The organism is Planctomycetota bacterium (assembly GCA_018242585.1).
Taxonomy (GTDB): domain Bacteria; phylum Planctomycetota; class Planctomycetia; order Pirellulales; family PNKZ01; genus JAFEBQ01.
On record JAFEBQ010000012.1, the window covers coordinates 182,492 to 199,853 of the forward strand.

General features: G+C 63.5%; 11 protein-coding genes and 2 tRNA genes. 2 read left to right on the forward strand and 11 right to left on the reverse strand.

All coding sequences use genetic code 11. The features are described from left to right. Positions 1-72: 72 nt before the first annotated feature. The 9 genes from JSS27_06935 to JSS27_06975 form a co-directional block, all read right to left on the reverse strand. On the reverse strand, positions 73-1,107 hold the full coding sequence (locus JSS27_06935; protein ID MBS0208675.1) for a hypothetical protein: 1,035 nt from the start codon (positions 1,105-1,107) through the stop codon (positions 73-75). A gap of 316 nt (positions 1,108-1,423) precedes the next feature. Continuing rightward, positions 1,424-3,415: a hypothetical protein gene (locus JSS27_06940; GenBank protein MBS0208676.1), complete on the reverse strand. Its 1,992-nt coding sequence runs from the start codon at positions 3,413-3,415 to the stop codon at positions 1,424-1,426. Positions 3,416-3,418: 3 nt separating this feature from the next. Next, positions 3,419-3,838: a biopolymer transporter ExbD gene (locus JSS27_06945; protein MBS0208677.1), complete on the reverse strand. Its 420-nt coding sequence runs from the start codon at positions 3,836-3,838 to the stop codon at positions 3,419-3,421. 61 nt (positions 3,839-3,899) lie between these two features. Then, complete coding sequence (locus JSS27_06950; protein ID MBS0208678.1) at positions 3,900-4,739, reverse strand: MotA/TolQ/ExbB proton channel family protein; 840 nt, start codon at positions 4,737-4,739, stop codon at positions 3,900-3,902. Between the two features lie 51 nt (positions 4,740-4,790). Beyond that, the gene (locus JSS27_06955) at positions 4,791-7,823 is read right to left on the reverse strand and encodes a tetratricopeptide repeat protein (GenBank protein ID MBS0208679.1); all 3,033 of its coding nucleotides are present in this window, start codon (positions 7,821-7,823) and stop codon (positions 4,791-4,793) included. A 121-nt stretch (positions 7,824-7,944) separates the two neighbouring features. Next, entirely contained in the window at positions 7,945-8,439 is a 495-nt protein-coding gene (locus tag JSS27_06960; protein ID MBS0208680.1) for a hypothetical protein, read from the reverse strand. A 330-nt stretch (positions 8,440-8,769) separates the two neighbouring features. Beyond that, positions 8,770-9,816, reverse strand: a complete 1,047-nt coding sequence (locus JSS27_06965; protein ID MBS0208681.1) for a BON domain-containing protein — start codon at positions 9,814-9,816, stop codon at positions 8,770-8,772. Between the two features lie 655 nt (positions 9,817-10,471). Beyond that, entirely contained in the window at positions 10,472-10,747 is a 276-nt protein-coding gene (locus tag JSS27_06970; GenBank protein ID MBS0208682.1) for a hypothetical protein, read from the reverse strand. Between the two features lie 388 nt (positions 10,748-11,135). Further along, positions 11,136-13,070, reverse strand: a complete 1,935-nt coding sequence (locus JSS27_06975; GenBank protein ID MBS0208683.1) for a redoxin family protein — start codon at positions 13,068-13,070, stop codon at positions 11,136-11,138. A 637-nt stretch (positions 13,071-13,707) separates the two neighbouring features. On the opposite strand from JSS27_06975, the gene JSS27_06980 reads away from it, so the two are divergent. Together JSS27_06980 and JSS27_06985 are read left to right on the forward strand one after the other, a co-directional pair. Continuing rightward, positions 13,708-13,781 (forward strand) — tRNA-Ile (locus tag JSS27_06980). A gap of 133 nt (positions 13,782-13,914) precedes the next feature. Beyond that, positions 13,915-13,987: transfer RNA gene (locus tag JSS27_06985), tRNA-Ala, on the forward strand. A 113-nt stretch (positions 13,988-14,100) separates the two neighbouring features. Here JSS27_06985 and JSS27_06990 read toward each other — a convergent pair. Both JSS27_06990 and JSS27_06995 read right to left on the reverse strand, forming a co-directional pair. Further along, positions 14,101-15,522, reverse strand: a complete 1,422-nt coding sequence (locus JSS27_06990; GenBank protein MBS0208684.1) for a glycosyltransferase family 39 protein — start codon at positions 15,520-15,522, stop codon at positions 14,101-14,103. Positions 15,523-15,800: 278 nt separating this feature from the next. Continuing rightward, the gene (locus tag JSS27_06995; protein ID MBS0208685.1) at positions 15,801-16,973 is read right to left on the reverse strand and encodes an ROK family transcriptional regulator; all 1,173 of its coding nucleotides are present in this window, start codon (positions 16,971-16,973) and stop codon (positions 15,801-15,803) included. Positions 16,974-17,362 lie beyond the last annotated feature (389 nt).

The following is a 17,362-nucleotide window of genomic DNA, read 5'->3' on the forward strand; positions in this document are numbered from 1 at the left end:
GCCCCCGATCATTGACCGGGGGCTAATGTTTTGGTGCTGAGTCGGCGAAAGGTTCTGCAACTCGCGAGCCGACTACTTCGACAAGATGCCCAGTCGCTTACGCTGGCTATCGGTTAGCAACTTCAGCGCCTGGTCGCGGGCTTGTTCCAAGCGCGAATTGGCTTCGACGAGCAACTTTGCCCGATTACCGCGGCGATCGACTTCGGCCTCGCGCTTCAGCGCTTCGGCGTCTTCCAGGGCCTTTTCCACCAGCGCTGGCAGTTGCCGCCGTTGCTCGGTCGTAAACTCCAGGCTGTCGGCCACGCGCGGCAGCGCCAAGGCCCCCATGCCCAGCCGGCGATACAACTCGGCCGAATCGGCCGTGGGCCAGCGGCTGGCATATTGATTCAACTTGGTCAGCGGGCTCGAGGCTGCGTCGAGAATCGTGTGCAACCTCAACTGCTGATCGACGCGGAGCAATTCGACTGCGTGATTAAACAATGTTTGCGCATCGTCCTTCGAGTCGCCGCTGGCCAACGCACCAATTGCCCCTTGCTGGGCGCTGGTCAGATCAAGTATCCGAACCATTTCGTCATTGAGCAGATTGACCACATCCGGACCTTGTCGCAATCGGGCCCGCAGTTCATCGCTCATGCCGTTGTAGGCCGGCAACGCTTGCTTGTCGCTTTCGTTTGACTTCGACGGCCCAACATATTGCTGATAGGCGAACACCACGGTCAGCGCCGCCAACATGCCCAGCGTGGCGATCGCCAGCCAGGTTCCCTTGCGACGGGCCACCGGGATGCGGTTCGAATCAGTGATGTCGAACGTGGTGCCGCGTTCGTCATAGCTCAGCTCGCGAACCAGTTCGAGCCCAATCCGTGTCCGTGAACCGTCGCGTCCAAAGCGGGCCACTCGCACTTCCAGCCGGCGGTCGCCGACCTGGAAGCGCAACACCTCGCCGACATTCATCTCGTTCAAGTGATCAGCGGCCACCAGAAAGCCCGTGGCCGATTCGTTAACGACACTGACCGGAATGGCCTCTTTGCCGCGAACCAGCGTGCCGTTCCGCTGATTCGGTGGCAGTGGCGATCGAAAGGCGCTGCGGCGATCGGGTTGGGTAGCCATGATCTTCTGCCCGGAGCTCGCGCTTCGGGCCTGAATCAACAAAGAATCCGTGGTCGTTTTCGTCCACTAGTCGACCTTGCTGTCTTCACGCAAGCTCGACTTTGGACAAACGTAGGTCACCACTGGCGCCGCATTCGACAAACCAGATGGGGTGGTTTGCTTTTGCCGGCGAGAAACCGCCGCCCGTCGCTAATGTCGGCACAACCGGCATCGGCGGCATGACACTTTGTCGTTGCTCGGTGTCTGGCGACACGCCAGCCTGCATTCTACCGACTGTTGGGCGGCAAGCGAGAATGCCCCGCCGCGCCAGGCGCGCTTAGCGCCGCGTGCGATCAGCGCCGGCTGCCTCGATATGCAGCGGCAAATACCGGTAATAGACCTCGAAGCAGAGCGCCCCCAAGGCCGTCGCATAGACCCGGCCGCCGTGAGCGCCCCAAGTCGGGTCAGGATCCCAACTGCCGGCCAACGATCCGTCGCGACGCTGCAGGTCGAGCAACCGTCCGGACAGAGCCTGATTCCAACGACCCCAGCGCGAATCTTGCAACTGATACAACCCTAGCGTCGCGTAGTACCAGTAATAGAAGTTGGCCGGCGACGTGCCCGGCACTTCCTCGATCACAAAGTCAGCCGCCTCGGCCAAGGACGCCGGGCTGTTGTGGGATCCCAGGAACACGCGGCAGACGAGTCCCTCGGCCGTCATGGTGCGGCTCACCTGTTCGCCGGCGCGATAACTGGCTAGTCCGCCATGCTTGCCGGTCGAAGCGCTGGCCAGGAATCGCTGCATCAATTCTCGCGTGCCTGCCCCCAATGGTATACCTGCGAGGTCCGCGCTCTTCAGAAACATCAACTGCCAGCCGAACTGGCTCATATCGCCCACGTCGCCGGCCCGGTAGCGCCAGCCGCCGGTGGCCCTATTCTGGCTAGCCACGGTGTAGGCCACGGCCCGCTGTACCGGCGCGGCCAGGCGTTTATCGCCGGTCATGGCGTACGCTTCGCTCAAGGCGAGCGCCGCCATGCCGTGACAGTACATGAACTCGTAAACCGCGGCGTGGCCGCCCAACTCGCCGCGTGGCCCTTGCATCGCGATCAAATAGTTCAGGCCGCGAGCAACTTGCGGCTGGTATTCGCCTTGGGTGTGGGTCTGGCCAGAACCCAGGAACGCCAGCAAAGCCAATCCCGTGATCCCGGTGTCGGCCTCGGCCCCCGCGCCGCGGCGGTCTTGCCCTAGCAAGTGCGGCTCTTGCCCCGCGCCAAACCGGTCGGCGTCCCAGCGGCCGTCGGGGCTTTGCGCCTTGGCCAACCAGCGCAATGCGGCGCGAACCGACGCCTCGGTGTCCTCGGAGCCGCCGCTCTGTTCGGCCGTGGCGGCGCGGTCGGGCGAGAAGCGCAGATCGTAGATGTGCGGCCGGGCGTGGTCCGGTGTGACCGGGCCAGCCGTGACTTTGGGCAGCGACGCCCCAGCCGCGCCGAGCATCTGTTTGACGAGCGGGTCGTTGGCCAGCGGCGCTGTCGGCTGCTGATTCGACGCGGTCTCAGTGGTCGGCGCTGTGGTCGTTTCAGTCGGCGCTGGTCCAGGGCGATCGTTCGGATCGATGGCCGGCGGCGGCGCGGCCGCGGTCATGGTGGGACGCAATTCCGGCGTCGTGGGGGCGGGGCCCAGGTCCGTCGGCGCAGGATCGGGCCGCGTCATCCGCGTGACGTCAGGCGCTGGCTGATCGCTCGCGGCACGCGGCAACTCGGCCGGAGTCGCCGTCGGTAAGTGGGCCGCCGTTTTTTCGGGCACCGCGGCAACGGCTGTGGCCGGCGGAGCGGGGGTACGTTCCGGAGCTTCTAGCGGCGGCAATGTAACCGTCGGCGCGGAGGTAGCAATCGCGGCAACCGATTCAACCGCCGGGCGGTGTGCCGCGGCCGGTAGTGCCAGGGCCGCGTCGGTCGTCGTCAGACGTTCGAGCGTTTGCTCCGCCAGGTGTGGAATCTCTTCGGTCGAGAATTGCTCCCAGGGTGCTTCAAGGTCGGCCCCATCAAGGCCCGATGGCTCTGATGTCCCGTGTAAAGCGACCGTGGTGTACGAAGTGCCCGTGCCGGGCGGGTTGGTGGCAATGTGAATCGTGGCGGCGTATAGCGCCAACATCAAGTGAACCAGCAGGGACAGGGCCACGCACTTGTGCAGCGGCTCGGAGTGTCCCCAGCGCGTGAGCATGAGGACGACCAGGCCCGCGGTCACCAGGCCCAAGACGCCCCACAGCGCCAGCCAACCCCAGCCCAGGTTGACGGCCAGCAAGCTCGAGATGTGCAGCGCGGTCGGCATCGGTTAACGTCGTTCCTGGCTCAGTCGAACCGAAATCGCCAGCTCGGAAATCCCCGCCCGCTTGCAGGCGTTGAGCACTTCGGCCACGTTCTGGAACTGTCCCTGGCCATCGCCGCGCACCAACACGCCCAGGTCGTGATATTGCGAACGGGCCGAAGCCAGCGTCGCCGTCAACTCGTCGAGCGTGACCGGCTGACGATCGATGACGATCTGGCCATCGCGATAGACGTTGACGACTTTCTTTTCGGGGGCCGGCGACAGCGCGGCATGGTCGCTCACCTGGGGCACGCGCAGCCCGAGCTTCCGCTCCAACTCGGTGAACTTGGTGCCAGCCATAAAGAAGATGATCAGCAGGAACATCACGTCGAGCATCGACGTCAGGTTCAAGCCGGGCGCTTCGTCGACATGAGTTTTCAGCGGCATGGTCGTAGGCTACCGACGCGGAGGATGGATATTCGGTTCAGTGCGGCGCGCGGCAATGTGCCTAGGCGGCTTCGCGGCGCGAGCGGCTGCTTTTGGGCGTGGGGGTGCTTTGCAGCCCTTCGGCCGAGATGATGTGGACCACGTCTTGTCCCAGCGAGTCGATCGCCATGACCAACTGGTCGACGCGGCTGATGAAGAACAGATAGCAAGCCAGGGCCGGAATCGCCACGCACAAACCAGCAGCCGTGGTAATCAGTGCTTCGCTGATACCGCCGGCCAGCAATTCGGGCCGTCCCATCGCGTCGGACGAGGCGATCTCGTTGAACGCGCGGATCATGCCAAATACCGTGCCTAGCAGACCCAAAAGCGGGCTGATGGTAGCCACGCCGTTGAATACGCGGACGTATTTGCGCAGCCCGTTGACCGTGCGTTCCCCTTGATCGAGGACCGCTTGTTCAACTTCCACACCTGGGCGACCCCACTTGCGAATCGCGGCGCCAAACACCTCGGACACCGGGCTGCGGTTTTCCTGACACAGTTCCAGGGCTTCGTCCCGGTCGAGCTGCCCTTCGCGCAATTGGTGCAACAGCCGCTTGACGAACGGGCCAGGAATGACCCGCGACCGGCGCAGGGCCAGTCCTCGTTCGAGCGTGAACACCATCGTCAGAATCGAACAGAAGAAGATCGGAATCATCAGCACGCCGCCGGCCTGGATGATCTCGAGCAGATTCTTCGATGGAATCGAGCCGCCTGGCGCACCGTCGGCGGCCGCGGCACCCGGCGCCCCGTCGGCCAGACCGATACCCGTGTTGGCCAGCAAGATCGCCAGCGTCAGCGCCAGCGCCACGCCGTAGCGAATCAGATCCGTGCGGCGGTTGCGCGTTGGTTGTCGTGATTTCATCGCAAGGCTTTCCTCGTTTTCAAACAGACGATGCAATTGGAGTAAAAGCGTTTAACGCTTCTCGCCGGGTTGCTGGCTCGATTGCAGCAGCCGGGCCGCATCGGCCTGGTAAGGTGTGTTCGGGTAGTGTTTCAACAGGCGGACATAGCTTTCGACAGCCTGGGCCGATTGGCCCAGAGCGGTGTAACATTTACCGGCTTCGAGCAGGGCGGCAGCCTGCCAGTTGGGGTAGGCGTAGAGGATTTCCACGCGCAGGTATTCGCGAAGCGCTGACTCGTAGTTCTTCTGATGAAAATAAGTCTCGCCGATCATCCATTGGGCCATGGCCGCCGTCTCGGTTCGCGCGCCCTGATCGGAACGGACTACTTGCTGAAAGGCGGTTCGGGCTTCGTCGAACTGGGCTGCCGCCGCCAGGCAGCGACCGCGCACGTAATCCAACTCGTAACGAGGCTCGAAGTCCGGGCGCTCGGCCAGCAAACGATCGGCCAGCTCGCGGGCGTCGTCCCAACGCTTTTCCTGGGCGGCGATTTGCGCGCGACGCAGCGCCGTCATGTCGGCCGACGTATCGTGGGCCGGCTCTTTGGCCAAGGTGTCGAAGGCTGACGCGGCAGCCTTGATATCTCCCCGGCGGTACGAACGCTCGGCCAGCCAGAATCGGGCTAGACGTGCCAGTTGTACATCGGCAGTCTGAGCGGCTAGTTGTTCGAGTGGCTCGGTTGCCTCGTCCCAGCGGCCAGCACGAATGGCGCACTGTACCAGGAGGTACTGCGCGTGACGGCGAACCGACTCGCTGGGGTTCGCGCCCAGCAACTCGCCCAGCAGTTGCGAGCTGCGCACTTCATCGCCGGCCTGCAAGGCGTGCTCAGCCAGGCGGTAGACCGCATCGTGCCAGTATTGGCTGTCGGGAAACTTGACGTGCAGTCGTTCGAGCGCGCTGTCGGCCCCCTTGGCATCTCCCGCCTGGCGACGCGCCCAGGCCAGGCCATACAGCGCCGTGTCATGCTGCGCGGCGGCCGCCGACAGATTCAGCAATTGCTCATAGAGTCGCGCCGCGCGCTCGCTGTGTTCGAGTTGTTCTTCCAGTCGCGCCGCCGCCAGCAAGGCCGCCGGAACCCGCGGACTCGCCGGATCACGAATCGGCACGTTCAGGTAATGCTCAATCGCGGCCGCATGTTGCGTTTGCTGCTGGGCAATGTAGCCGAGCATGAACTCGGCTTCGGCCGCCTGAGCCGCCGAACCAAGCTTGGCCGCTTCGATGAACAACGGCCGGGCTGCGTCAAGCTTGCCGGCGTGATAATGCTGCCAAGCCTGGCCCAATAGCCCCTTGCTTCGCGCACTCGGCGCGCGCTCGGGAGCGGCCAGCCAGGCGAGCCAGGTCGCGGCCTTGTCGGTTTGGTTTGTTTGTTGAGCCGCTTCGGCCAGCGCCTCGGCGGCCGGCGTCAGGCGCGCGCTTTCGACTTGCATTGCCTCCAGCGACTTCCACACCCGCTCGGCCTCGTCAAGCCGGCCGGCGTAAGCCAGCGCGACACAACACTGGATATCGATCGTCGCGCGGTCGGGAGTGTTGATCGCCCAGTCGGCGTCGAGCAGCTTGTGGCAAGCCGCCAGTTGTGCCAGAGCCTCGTCCCAGCGTCCCAGGTCCAAACAAGCCCCGGCCCACAGATTCAACGCCTGGGCCTGCAGGGCGCCGGCCGAATGACCGGCGACGTCGGCCGCGATTTCGCGCGCGGCCGAGGGATCGGATGGGCGCCAGATGTGGGCGGCCAAAAGCTGCCTCGCCGGCCACTGTGACACCGGCAGCGAGGGTGACTCGCCGATCTCCTGCAACCGAGCCAATGCTTCGTCGGGCCGGTGCCGTTGAATCAGGATTTGCACGTCGAGTTGATCGGCAATCGCCGTCAGGTTCGGATCGTTAACGGCGGCGCGCAATTCCTCGGCCAGCAGTTTTGTCGCGGCAAAGTCGCCGCGGCCGAGGGCCAGGTTCACGCGAGCCAGTGCCGCCGCGCAGGCTTCGGCGCTATTGGGCCAGTCGCGAGTGACCCGGGCAAAGTGCTTGTCGGCGGCGTCACGCTGGCCAGCGGCCAATAAGGCCTGGGCCGCGCCGTGGCACAAAGCCGGCGCCAAACGATGTGGCGTATGCTTTTCCAATGCGGCCAGCCAGGTGGCTGCCGCGGCCTCGGACTCCCCTTCAGCCAGCAGGATCGAACCGAGCCAGTATTGTGCGTCGACCGAAAGCGTGGACGTACCGGGAACCTCGGCCAGCGTCTGACGCGCGGTGTGGTACTTGTGCAACTGGTACAGCGATTGGGCCTGACCCAGCCGGGCGCGATCGACGCTCGAGCTGCGCGCGAAGCGTTGCACCACGTCGGCGTAAGCGCGCTCGGCCGCGGCAAAGTCCCCCGCCTGGTAAACCATGTCGGCCTGCATCACCGCGGCGTCGTCGATTAAGTGGGACGGACCATGCCTGGCAATGTCGGCGATGAACGTCCGAGCCTCGGCCAAATGCTGCTCTTGCGATGGCTGCTCGCGTACAAAGACTCGCGCCAGTCCCAAACGAGCGTCAGGTGCCAGCGCCCCCTTGGGAAAGCGCTCAATGGCCTGGCGATAATTTTGCTCGGCGTCCGTTAGCCGGTCGAGTTCGAGATTGGCGTCTCCCAGATAGACCAGGGCGTAAGCCGCCAGCGGGTCGTCATTCCAGCGTGCCAGCCAGGCCGACAGATCGCGTTCGGCGGCCGACCAGCGGCGGGCAAAGTAGTTCGATTCGCCGGCGCGGAACAACGCCTTGCGGGCAATCACATCGCTTTTGGTCGCGGCGGCCAACTCGTGAAACAGCTCGATCGCTTCGTCCCAGCGCCGTAGTTGCACCAAGGACTCGCCCGTGAAGAACCGGGCGTCATCGGCCAGCCGGTGCGCGGCGAACTGTTGGCTGAAGTCTTGAAACTCGGTCCAGGCCAACTGCCAGCGATGGGCCTCGTAGTGCCCGGCCGCCACGCGGTATTGATCCTCGGCCACGTCGGCGCGGGCCAGCGCGGCCAACAGCCAGCCGAGAATCGCGATCGCGATCGTGCGATGGTTGGCAGGCATGATCGGCAAACATCCGGTGATTAAACGACGAAACCATGCTCCACATTTCGCGGAGCATGGTATCGGTCGAAAGCTTTCGGCAAAAGGCCGAAGCGCGGCCCGCTAGCAACGAATTGCTGGCTTACATGCCGGCTCCCGGGCCTTCGTCGACGTTCCCCACCATGTGCAGGTGGTTGTGGTCGATGTAGATGACTTCGCGAGAATCTTCGTCGACGTGGGTGTTGGGCAAGGGCCAGCCCACGCGGGTGACTTGCGTGTAGTAGATGGTGCACTTGTAGTGTGCGTGGTGCTGCTGGGCCGGCCCGATCAGCGGGTACACCCGTGGCGGATCGATATAGTCGGCGATCGGCTCGATGGTCATGCGCACGTTGTTACGCTGGATTTCAAACAACAGCGGCGTGCCGCCTTGCAGCGGCTGGGCCTTTTCCAAAGCCCGCATCACTTCGTCCGGCGACGGCGGATCGAGCGCCACGGCAGGACCGCCAGCGGTGATCGGCCCCAGGATGGGCACGCGCTCGTAGCGTTCCTTGTTCCAAAATTTGTCTTCCGGAACCTTCTGCCAGTACGGGCTAACCGGGATCGGAAAGGGGAAATGGACGACCGGCGACGCCCCCAGGGTGTTGAACGGCCAGGTGCAACCACTCGAGGTGGTCAACGTAGCCGCCGCCAAGAGCAGCAAGGCGAAGGTGAATCGTTTCGACATGGGCAAGCCCTTGACTCGTGAGCGGTGTGGGGACGGTTGTTCGCTAACCCCTTCGGTCGGAGAACGCTCGTTCCGGTCAGGCGTAACTATCGGCGCTGGTGGTGACGATCTTGCGGATTATTCCGAAAAATCCGGCAAAACCTCCGGCGTTGACTGCTAGCGGCCTCGGGTCGAACAAAAAAGCCTCGGCCGATCTGGTGATTCGGCCGAGGCTTCCGTTCGTTTCACACGCGCTGACATCGTTTAGTGATGGCAGTGCTTGTCTTTGAAGTCCAGGAACCACCACCCGTCGTCCCATTCCAGCGTGACCTTGCGCCAGCCGAGCGGCACTTGCGGATACGGGTAGAACGGTCCGATGTACGGCCACGCGGCGGCCGAGTACTGGTTCGGATAAGTCACCGCGGCGTAGTTCGGGTACGCGGCATACGACGGCCAGGCGTAGTTCGGCATGTGGGCCTGGTCGGACATGGCGCCGGCGCCACCCATCGAGCCCGCGCCACCGTAGGCGCCGCCACCCATCCCGCCGCCAGCACCACCATTGCAGGTGGCACAGGGAACTGGACCGCCGCCCACGTAACCGTGGTGGCGAATGCCGGTCTGCTGGACGGGAACTTGCTGAGCCCCTTGCGGCACGCGACGAATCGCGTTGGTCGCCGGCGTGCTCACGGCTTGAATGTTGCTAGCGGTCTGTTGCACCTGGCCGTTCGCACGGCCTTGGCCGGCCGGTCCACGAGTGACCGGCGCGGTGGCAAAGCGGCGCGAGTTGGTCGGAGCAAACTGGGCGTTACCCGAGCCGGCCAACGGGTCGCGAGGCTCACTGTAGTTGCTTTCGGCGGCAGCCATGGTTGGCTGGCCAGCGGTGCGAGCACGCGATTCCTGGTGAGCAACGATCTGGCCAGTGGCTGGTTCGCTGATCGGCTGGGGCTGCTTGTTGTTCAGGCCCAGGAAACTCATCGTCGATTGCTTCAGCGAGCGCGGCTGGCTGGGTTGGCCAGCTTCAGCCACATTCTTGGTCGGCCGAATTTCCAAGGCCGGCACCACTTGCTTGACGTAGGGCAGTTCGCTGGCCAGCGAGACGGCCTGCTGCATTTGTTCCTGGCTGGCCACGCGGCCGCTGATCCAGGCCGTGCCGTCTTCGTATTGCACTCCAATGCTGTAATCCGAGAGCCGGCCACTGGAGCGCAGCGCTTGTGCAATACGCTGAGCTGTTTCCGGATCGGCTGCCATCGCACCACTTGGGGCGAGGCCGGCCAGAGCGCTGAGCGCCATGCCGAGGAACAAGCGTCGCATAACCCCCTCCTTGAACGAACGGTTAGTCGCCAAAATTGTCGAGCAACGCGGCCCGGACTCTCCGGGCTGCCGCCGGCGATTGGATTCAAATCGCGCGAGCGGCGACGGGTGTTCCCGGCGCTGGCCGTGTTGTTGCCTGTCTCGCCCTATGCGGTGATCCATGCGCCGTAACTCGGCGCGGACTATCGAGGCTGCGCGTCTGGCGCGGTGGCCGACGATCGACCGTAATCACTCGCCCTGCCATTGCAGACCCGTGCGGCCTGGCCCGGCATTCAATTCGCCGCGCGATCGAGTGCTCGCCGCGCGTCGTGTTATGCCGAACTTACCGCCTGTACGGGCTAATAATGGTTTTCGGTCGCGGCTTGGACGTTTGGGAATATTTTTTTCGGATTTACCGAGTCAGCGGGTTTTACCGTGCATGCTCGGTGCGTGTCGGTGCGCAAGAGACGACGGGGATTGAAGTTGGCTACGAAACGCCGCGCCGCATGAAACGGCAAACAGAGACGCTAGCAACCCGATGAGCGGGTCAAGAGGCAACGTGCTAGCGGCGTTAAACTAAACGCAAGTTTCCACGCCGCGTGCTGGCGCGCCGAGATGAAACGCGCATCAACGCCCGGCGATCAACGAAACACCGGGCGGTATCTCCGCCGTGATCTCAGCTCACGAATTGCTTCTGCTGCGAAAAGTCCCACGTGGCGGTGAGGACCATGACGCTCAGGGTGGCGCCACACGAAATGCAGGCCCCCGGCCCGAACGACAGTGACAGCACCGTCAACGTCGCGACCAGGCTCAGGCAGAGGAAAAACAGCCGCTGGGCGAAGCCCTGGACCGATGAGCCTTCGCTGACGCGGGCCCACCAACCGGCGAATAGGCCGGCGACTTGGATCAGGACAAAGCCGTACAAGTACGTCTGCGCGGAGAAGGTCGGCATGCGAATCATTCGCTCCGAGAGGCAGGCGGCGCGCCAGCGACCAGAACGGCCACCGAAACGCCATTTGAGGCGGGGACGACATCCATGTCGTCGTTCGCCGCCACAATAATGCAATGACTGTGCCAATGTCACTGCTGGCATGGCGCGGCGAGCAATGCCCAGCGCGCCTCGGTCGCTGAATGAACCGCGATTTCGCGAGCGCGCCAACTTGAGCGATTTGCGAAAAGTTTTTTGTTCCGCGAGCCGCGCCTTGTAAGAGTTACAAGAAATGACGCGGGCCGTTGCGTGAACTTTGCAAAACGCGCCGAGCGTAAATGACAACGATCCGCGAGGCGTTACCGCCTCGCGGATCGTGTGCTCCCCCTGGGCAAATCGGTAACCTGCGGATTTACCGCAGCAATGCCCCAACTTCCTTGTCGAGTTCACCGGCCGTCGCGGCCCGATTGGCGACCCGACCTTGCTTGTCGATGACCATGATGCTGGGCAGCGTCAAAATGCCCAAGGCATTGGCCAACGGGGCGTCCAAGCCCCCATCGTCGTAGATCTGCACCCACGCCAGCTTGTTCTTCTTCAGAAAGTCCTCGAGCGCCTTGCGATTGTCGTCCAGGCTGATGCCGACGATCGCGACATTCTTGCCATACTTGGCTTGCAATTGCTTGAGCGTTTCCAAGTCCCCCAGGCACGTCGGGCTGTTGCTGGCCCAATAGTGCAGGACGATGACCTTGTCGCGGAACTGGCCCAGGTTGACCGCTTGGCCCGTCAAGTTTTTGCCAGCCAGTTGGATCACCTTGCCGACCGAGTCAAGCCGCGCGATGGCGCCGGTCGCCTTTTTGGCGGGCTGGCTTTCGGGAAAGCCGGCCACGAGCTGGCCATAGACCTTCTTGGCGTCGTCTTCCTGGCCCGCGAACTCCTTGGCCACAGCCAATTGCAACAACGCATCGGCCGTGTCGGCGACCTTGGGATACTTGCTGATAAAGGCTTGCAGGCCATCGAGCCAGCGCTGCTGCGTTTTGACGAAGTCCATCTTCGGATCGCTGACGCGGACGCCGTAATCGGCCTGCAAAAAGCGGTATTCGACAAAGGCGGCCAGTTCGGCGTCGGCCGGGTTGGCCTCGAGCTTCTTGGCCGTCGCTTCCAGAATGGCGACTCCTTCGGGGAACTCGCCCATCTGGGCCGCGGCGCTGCAGGTGTCGGCCAGTTGGCGGACCCACAACGCCCGAGTTTCACCCGTGGTCTGACGAATCAGGTCGTCGAGGAGCTTGGCTCGCTGGGCGTGCAGCGCCGGCTTTTTGGCGGCCACGGCGGCGCCAAGTTCCTGATCGAGCTTTTCGACCTTGGCCATCAGATCGGTGACTTCGGCTGGCTGGCTACCGTCGGTGCCGCCAGGTCCAGCCGGCATCTCGGGGCGTGGCGTCGCCTCGCTCGAAAAGAAAAAGCCCGAGCCGGCGGCCAGTTCGTTCGAGTCGCTGGGGGCCGGCGGCGCATCGATCAAACGCCAGCTATCTCCCACGCGGACCAAGGTGCCGACCATGATTTGTTCGTGCTTGTCGTCCAGTTGGACCATGGCCGCCACGTTCTCGTAAGCGACGACGTCCTTGGTCGCGCCAGCAGTGCCAGCAGGAACCAGCCCCGGCAGCGTGCCGCCAAAGTGCGTCCAGCGCAGCTTGTTGCCCGCCGAGGCGAAACGCGTGGCCGATTCTTTCTTGGAACTGACAAAGGTGCGGAACTTGTCGCCGGCCGCTTGGACCTGCTTCTTCAGCGTTTCGGATTGTTCCGTACCAAGCCCGAGCGAGGCGATTTCGTCTTCGGTGATCAGCACGCGATTGAAGCGGGCCGAGTCCCGATCGCCGATGGCGCGGACCAACTCGGCCGAGACTTCTTCGGCCGAAATCAGCTTCCAGCTATCGATCTTGCCGTCTTCGTTCGCGTCGATCCCCCAGCGGGTGCCGGCCGAATTGAGCCAGCGCAGTTGGTCGGCCTTGCCGTTGAAATTCAGATCGATATCGCGGTAGACCTCGATGCCGTTCAGGTAATAGCACCACTGATCGACGACGTTGTCGTTGTTCGTATCGACAAAGCGGCGGAGTATCCGCGCTTCGGCGTCGCGCACCACCCACCCCGTGTGGCCGTTGATCTGCTCGGCTTTGATCGTGCATTTGGCCGCGACATCGGCCGCGGGGCGATCGTATTCCACATCGCGCTGCGTCGGCTGAAGCTGCAAGGCATCGGTGGCCGTCGGATTGGCGGCCCAGACCGAGTCGGCGTTCGAAGCGGCGGCCGCGACCAGGGCGGCGCGCAACCAGCGTTGACGATTGGGACTCATCGGTCGTGTTACCTCGCTAGGAAGGACAGATCGAGTCGGGCCGGACGTTTCCGTTTCGAGCGCGCGAGCGCCCGACGATACGTGGCCGGCGACGGGTTGGTTCAAGGGTTTTGTGCGTGTACCATTTGCGCACGCCACTGCTGGCTTGGGCGAACGCCGGCGGTAGCGGTGCTGGCGTTCGCAGGCCGAGCGCGTCTGGCGTGTAGGTGGAGCTAATCTTCGGAAGGCCGGGCTTGGCAACATAAGCCGTTTGTGCCGGTTTTTCCGGTCAGGCGACGTTTACCGCCGCTGGCAAGGCTATAGGTATTTGCAATCCCTGCTCGCTTTCCTTCGCCACCTGCAAACTGGGCTGACGCCGAACGACTTCCTCCGCCTGCCCGCCTCCCTCCGTGCAACCCTCCGCGTCTCCGTGCCACCGTGGCAAAACATTCCCGGTTTTCACCGTAAACCAGGGGCATTTGACAGCTTGGGTCTTGATTCTAAAATGATGGGCTCGCCCCGACCGGCTCCTTTTCGCTGGACGGAGCGAAGGCAGAAGGTAGCTTTGGACCACCGTACTCGGGGGCATGAGCCGGCAACGTAGGTCGCCGGCAAGCGTCGCCCAGGTGGTGGTCCGCTAGCAAGTTGGCAGTTCCGAGCGCGCGTAGCTCAGTTGGTTAGAGCGCAGCCCTGATAAGGCTGAGGTCCCAAGTTCGAGTCTTGGCGCGCGCATTTTCTGGCGTCGATCCGCGGAGGCGGAGCGACGCGACCGGCAGTAATCGTTCAAACACCGCGATCGTTCAACCGCCGCTCCTGTGCGGTGCTCGTTCCCAGGCGAGCGAAGGATCGATTCACGACCCACCTTGGGGATGTAGCTCAATTGGGAGAGCACCGCCTTTGCAAGGCGGGGGTTAGGGGTTCGAGCCCCCTCATCTCCACTGGCTTGTCAGTTGTCCGTGGTCAGTTGCACTCCAATGGAACGCCTTTCGCAACTGACAACTGGCCACGGACAACTGACAAAGGCGAGAAACTCTGCGCTCGTCCCTGATGGTCATTCCTCAGCGCAATACATCAGCAGATTCGTCGTCGTTTTCCAGAGCATGAATCTGGACTTCATGGCCGACGACACTGGCTCGGGCCAGACCCAGTTGGCCGGCGCGGGTCGCGACAGAATCAGCAGCTTGATCTTGCCGCGGTGAATGTCCTCGGCCAGCGGTTCGGCGTCGAGCGTGCCGTTGGCCGCTCGCAGGTAATACGCGAACGGATCGTTCACCCGCGGCTCGACACTGGCGGCCAGGGCCAGATCGACCAGTCGATCTTCGACAAGCAACTCGCCATCGCTCACGCCCAGTTGTTGAATGGCCGTACGGACGTGTTCGTATTCGATCGGCGCCTCGCGCCGGTCGTTCGGCAGGGCCATCATTTCACGCGCCGGGTGAACGGCCGCCGCGGCTGCCAAGACGCCAATGCCGATCAACGTGCGAAACCGGTTGATCGACGCCAGCGGCGCAAAGCCGTGCTCGACCACGACCACGGCCACCCAGCAGGATGGTTCGAGCAGATAGTTAACCGACGAGCCGAGCTTGCACCCCATCACGACCTGGTAAAGAAAACTCGTCACCAGGGCTACCGCCGGTAGCGACTGGCTGAGCCGGACGCCATTGAGCCGGGCATGTATCAGCACCGCCACGGCCGCCACGCCCAATGGCGAGATCACCAGCCGGGTGCCGAGTTTCAGTCCCTCGCTCACGCGCATGGCGGCCAGTTGCGAGTTGATGGCCGCGTCGAGCCAATAGCCGTGCGAACCAAAATGAAGCCCTCCCCAGGCCAGCGCGCCCAGCAGCCCGACCAGCGCCAGATACTTGCTGGCCCAGCGCGATTCCCCCTGACACCACCAATAGACCGCCACCGGCAAGGCCGAGCAGGCGGCGGTTTGTCGCGCCAGCGACGCAATCACAACCAGCACGGCCGACGCGACCATCGCCCGAGTGTCGGCTTTTTTTGCGGCGACGATCGTGGCGGCCGCCGTGAACAGCAGGGCCGTGGCATCGACGCGCGCGAAGGGAATCCACTCGGCCACCGGCACGCCGACCAGCACGAACAGCACGGTGACTAGCCCCAACTCAGGCAATCGCGTTCGCCGATAGACCCAAGCGCCCAATAGCGCCGCGGTTAACAACATAGCGACCAGACTGATCACACGCCCCGGCGTCAACGAAGGCCGCTCGGCGAACGAGCCTGCCCAGGCGACCGCCCGATAATACAGCGGACCGTAGGAGGCGATCGTGTACTCGGGGCCTTCGAACCAGGCGTGGGTCGGCGACTCGTGGCGCATCCGCGCGGCGACGGCCAGCAGCGGTCCTTCGCAGTTGTCGCGCCACTGCAGGTTGACCGTTCGCGCGGCATAGCACGTCGCCACGGTCGCCAGCGCGGCCAGCAAGACGATCGCAATCAAATAGCGAAGCGCGGCCATAGCCCCGAGCGCTCAAGGAACCGAGTTGCCCCCGCCTTGAAGATACCCGAACGCTCGCCGCAGGTCAGGTATCTTGTTCCTAACGAATGGAATTGGGCACCTCGCCACGAGGGCAATCCGAATCGAAGGGTGGCACGGCCGCTAGCCGGCCGTGTTGCGCAGCAACAAGAAGAATTAGCGACATCGCAGGTGTTTCTTGTCGCTGCGCGACCCAGCCGGCAAGCGGCTGGGCCATCCGTGTCGAACACTGGTGCATTGGCGACGTAAAACCGCGGCGACTATACCGAATCCTGGCTCCAGCCCTTGGTGGCCCCTTGAATGGCCGCGGCGATAGCGCCCAGACGTTTGTTCCCGCGGGCACGGATGATGCGACATTCGGCAAAGCTGGGGTTCAAGGCTCGGCGCTCGGTTCGGGCCGCGAAATCGGCGAACGATGCGTCGTCCAGGTCGAACATCCGGCCAAAAACGAACAAGTGGCTCGGATTGAAAATGTTGATCACCGCGGCCGCGCCAACCGCCAGATAGTCGAGTACGCGGTTGAGTTGCGCGCGGACGTCGACCTGGCCCGCCTGCACGGCGGCGCTCAACTCGTCGATCGTCCACTCGCGACCGGTTGCCTGGTTCACTGCGTTCAGCAGCGCCGTGTCGGTGGCTTCGGTTTCCAAACAGCCCTGATTGCCACAGCCACACTGCCAGCCGTCGAGCTTGACGGTGATGTGCCCGATCTCGCCTGCCAGCCCCCCTGCCCCGCGCAGCAGGCGGCCGGCGTGAATCACCCCCATGCCGAGCCCCGCCGAAATATCCAGCAGGGCAAAGTCGCTGGCCCGCCCCGCTTCACCGAACATCTGCTCGGCCAGGCACAAGGCATGACATTCTTGAAGCACCAGGGTATCGACCTGCAATCGCTCGCGCAGGTCGACCGCCAGGTTATGGCCATCGAGCTGGTGCAAGTTCGGCGAGACGATCGATGTCCCCTGCCGGCGGTCGATCAAGCCCGGCACGCTCAGACCGACGCCCAGCACGGTCGTGCCGCGGGCAGTCATCAACGCGCGGGCTTGCTGCACGCACTGGTGCAGCAGTTCGTGATAATCGGCGGGGGTCTCAAATCGCCGGATGTCGCGTTCGTCAATCGTACCATCGAGCCCCGCGGCAACTAGCTCGCACGACTGGGCGTCGATCACACAGCCAATCACACAGACATTCTTGGACGCCAGCCGGACGAGTTTCCCCGGCCGACCGACCGAGGCCTGCTTGGGGTACTGCTCTTCGAGCAATCGCGCAGCCAGCAACGTGCCGACCACGCGCGTGACCGTGGGCCCGCTAATACCGGTGCGGCGGGAGATGTCGGCGCGAGAGAGGGGGCCGTGCTCTTGCAACGTCGCCAGCACCTGCCGCTGGTTCAGTTCGCGCAACAGAGACGGGACAGCTTTCGACGAGGGAGCGCGGGGCATCAAGGTAGACCTGCCTTTTTGATAAACCTTGGTCGCTAGTGGATCGAAACGGTAGGCGTGAGCAGATGGCGGGAGTTGTCGACAATCGGGGCGGGCGAAGGCGGGCGGGCGAAAAAGCTGTTGCATTGTATCAGACCGAATATTAGATTCAAACCTTTAGAAATTATTTATTGCCCGAGTTTCCCGAGGTTTTGCTGCGGATTTGGCGGTTTTTCGCTCCTGCCTGATAAGCGATAGGCCGGGCGATCGCCACCGATCCACTGACCGAATTCGTGCCGTGTACGGATCGGCTGCCGTAACATGGAAGCATGTCGTCGAGGGCCGCGAGACCGAAAGCGACAGTGACCTTCCCGCCTGACAGCCGATTGCACCCGCCCCCACCGAGTCAT

Coding starts and splice junctions, on each gene's coding strand:
- JSS27_06945 (MBS0208677.1), bottom strand. CDS start 3,838: ATGCCGCTGAAAACTCATGTCGACGAAGCGCCCGGCTTGAACCTGACG.
- JSS27_06990 (MBS0208684.1), bottom strand. CDS start 15,522: ATGGCCGCGCTTCGCTATTTGATTGCGATCGTCTTGCTGGCCGCGCTG.
- JSS27_06950 (MBS0208678.1), bottom strand. CDS start 4,739: ATGAAATCACGACAACCAACGCGCAACCGCCGCACGGATCTGATTCGC.
- JSS27_06970 (MBS0208682.1), bottom strand. CDS start 10,747: ATGCCGACCTTCTCCGCGCAGACGTACTTGTACGGCTTTGTCCTGATC.
- JSS27_06975 (MBS0208683.1), bottom strand. CDS start 13,070: ATGAGTCCCAATCGTCAACGCTGGTTGCGCGCCGCCCTGGTCGCGGCC.
- JSS27_06955 (MBS0208679.1), bottom strand. CDS start 7,823: ATGCCTGCCAACCATCGCACGATCGCGATCGCGATTCTCGGCTGGCTG.
- JSS27_06940 (MBS0208676.1), bottom strand. CDS start 3,415: ATGCCGACCGCGCTGCACATCTCGAGCTTGCTGGCCGTCAACCTGGGC.
- JSS27_06965 (MBS0208681.1), bottom strand. CDS start 9,816: ATGCGACGCTTGTTCCTCGGCATGGCGCTCAGCGCTCTGGCCGGCCTC.
- JSS27_06935 (MBS0208675.1), bottom strand. CDS start 1,107: ATGGCTACCCAACCCGATCGCCGCAGCGCCTTTCGATCGCCACTGCCA.
- JSS27_06995 (MBS0208685.1), bottom strand. CDS start 16,973: ATGCCCCGCGCTCCCTCGTCGAAAGCTGTCCCGTCTCTGTTGCGCGAA.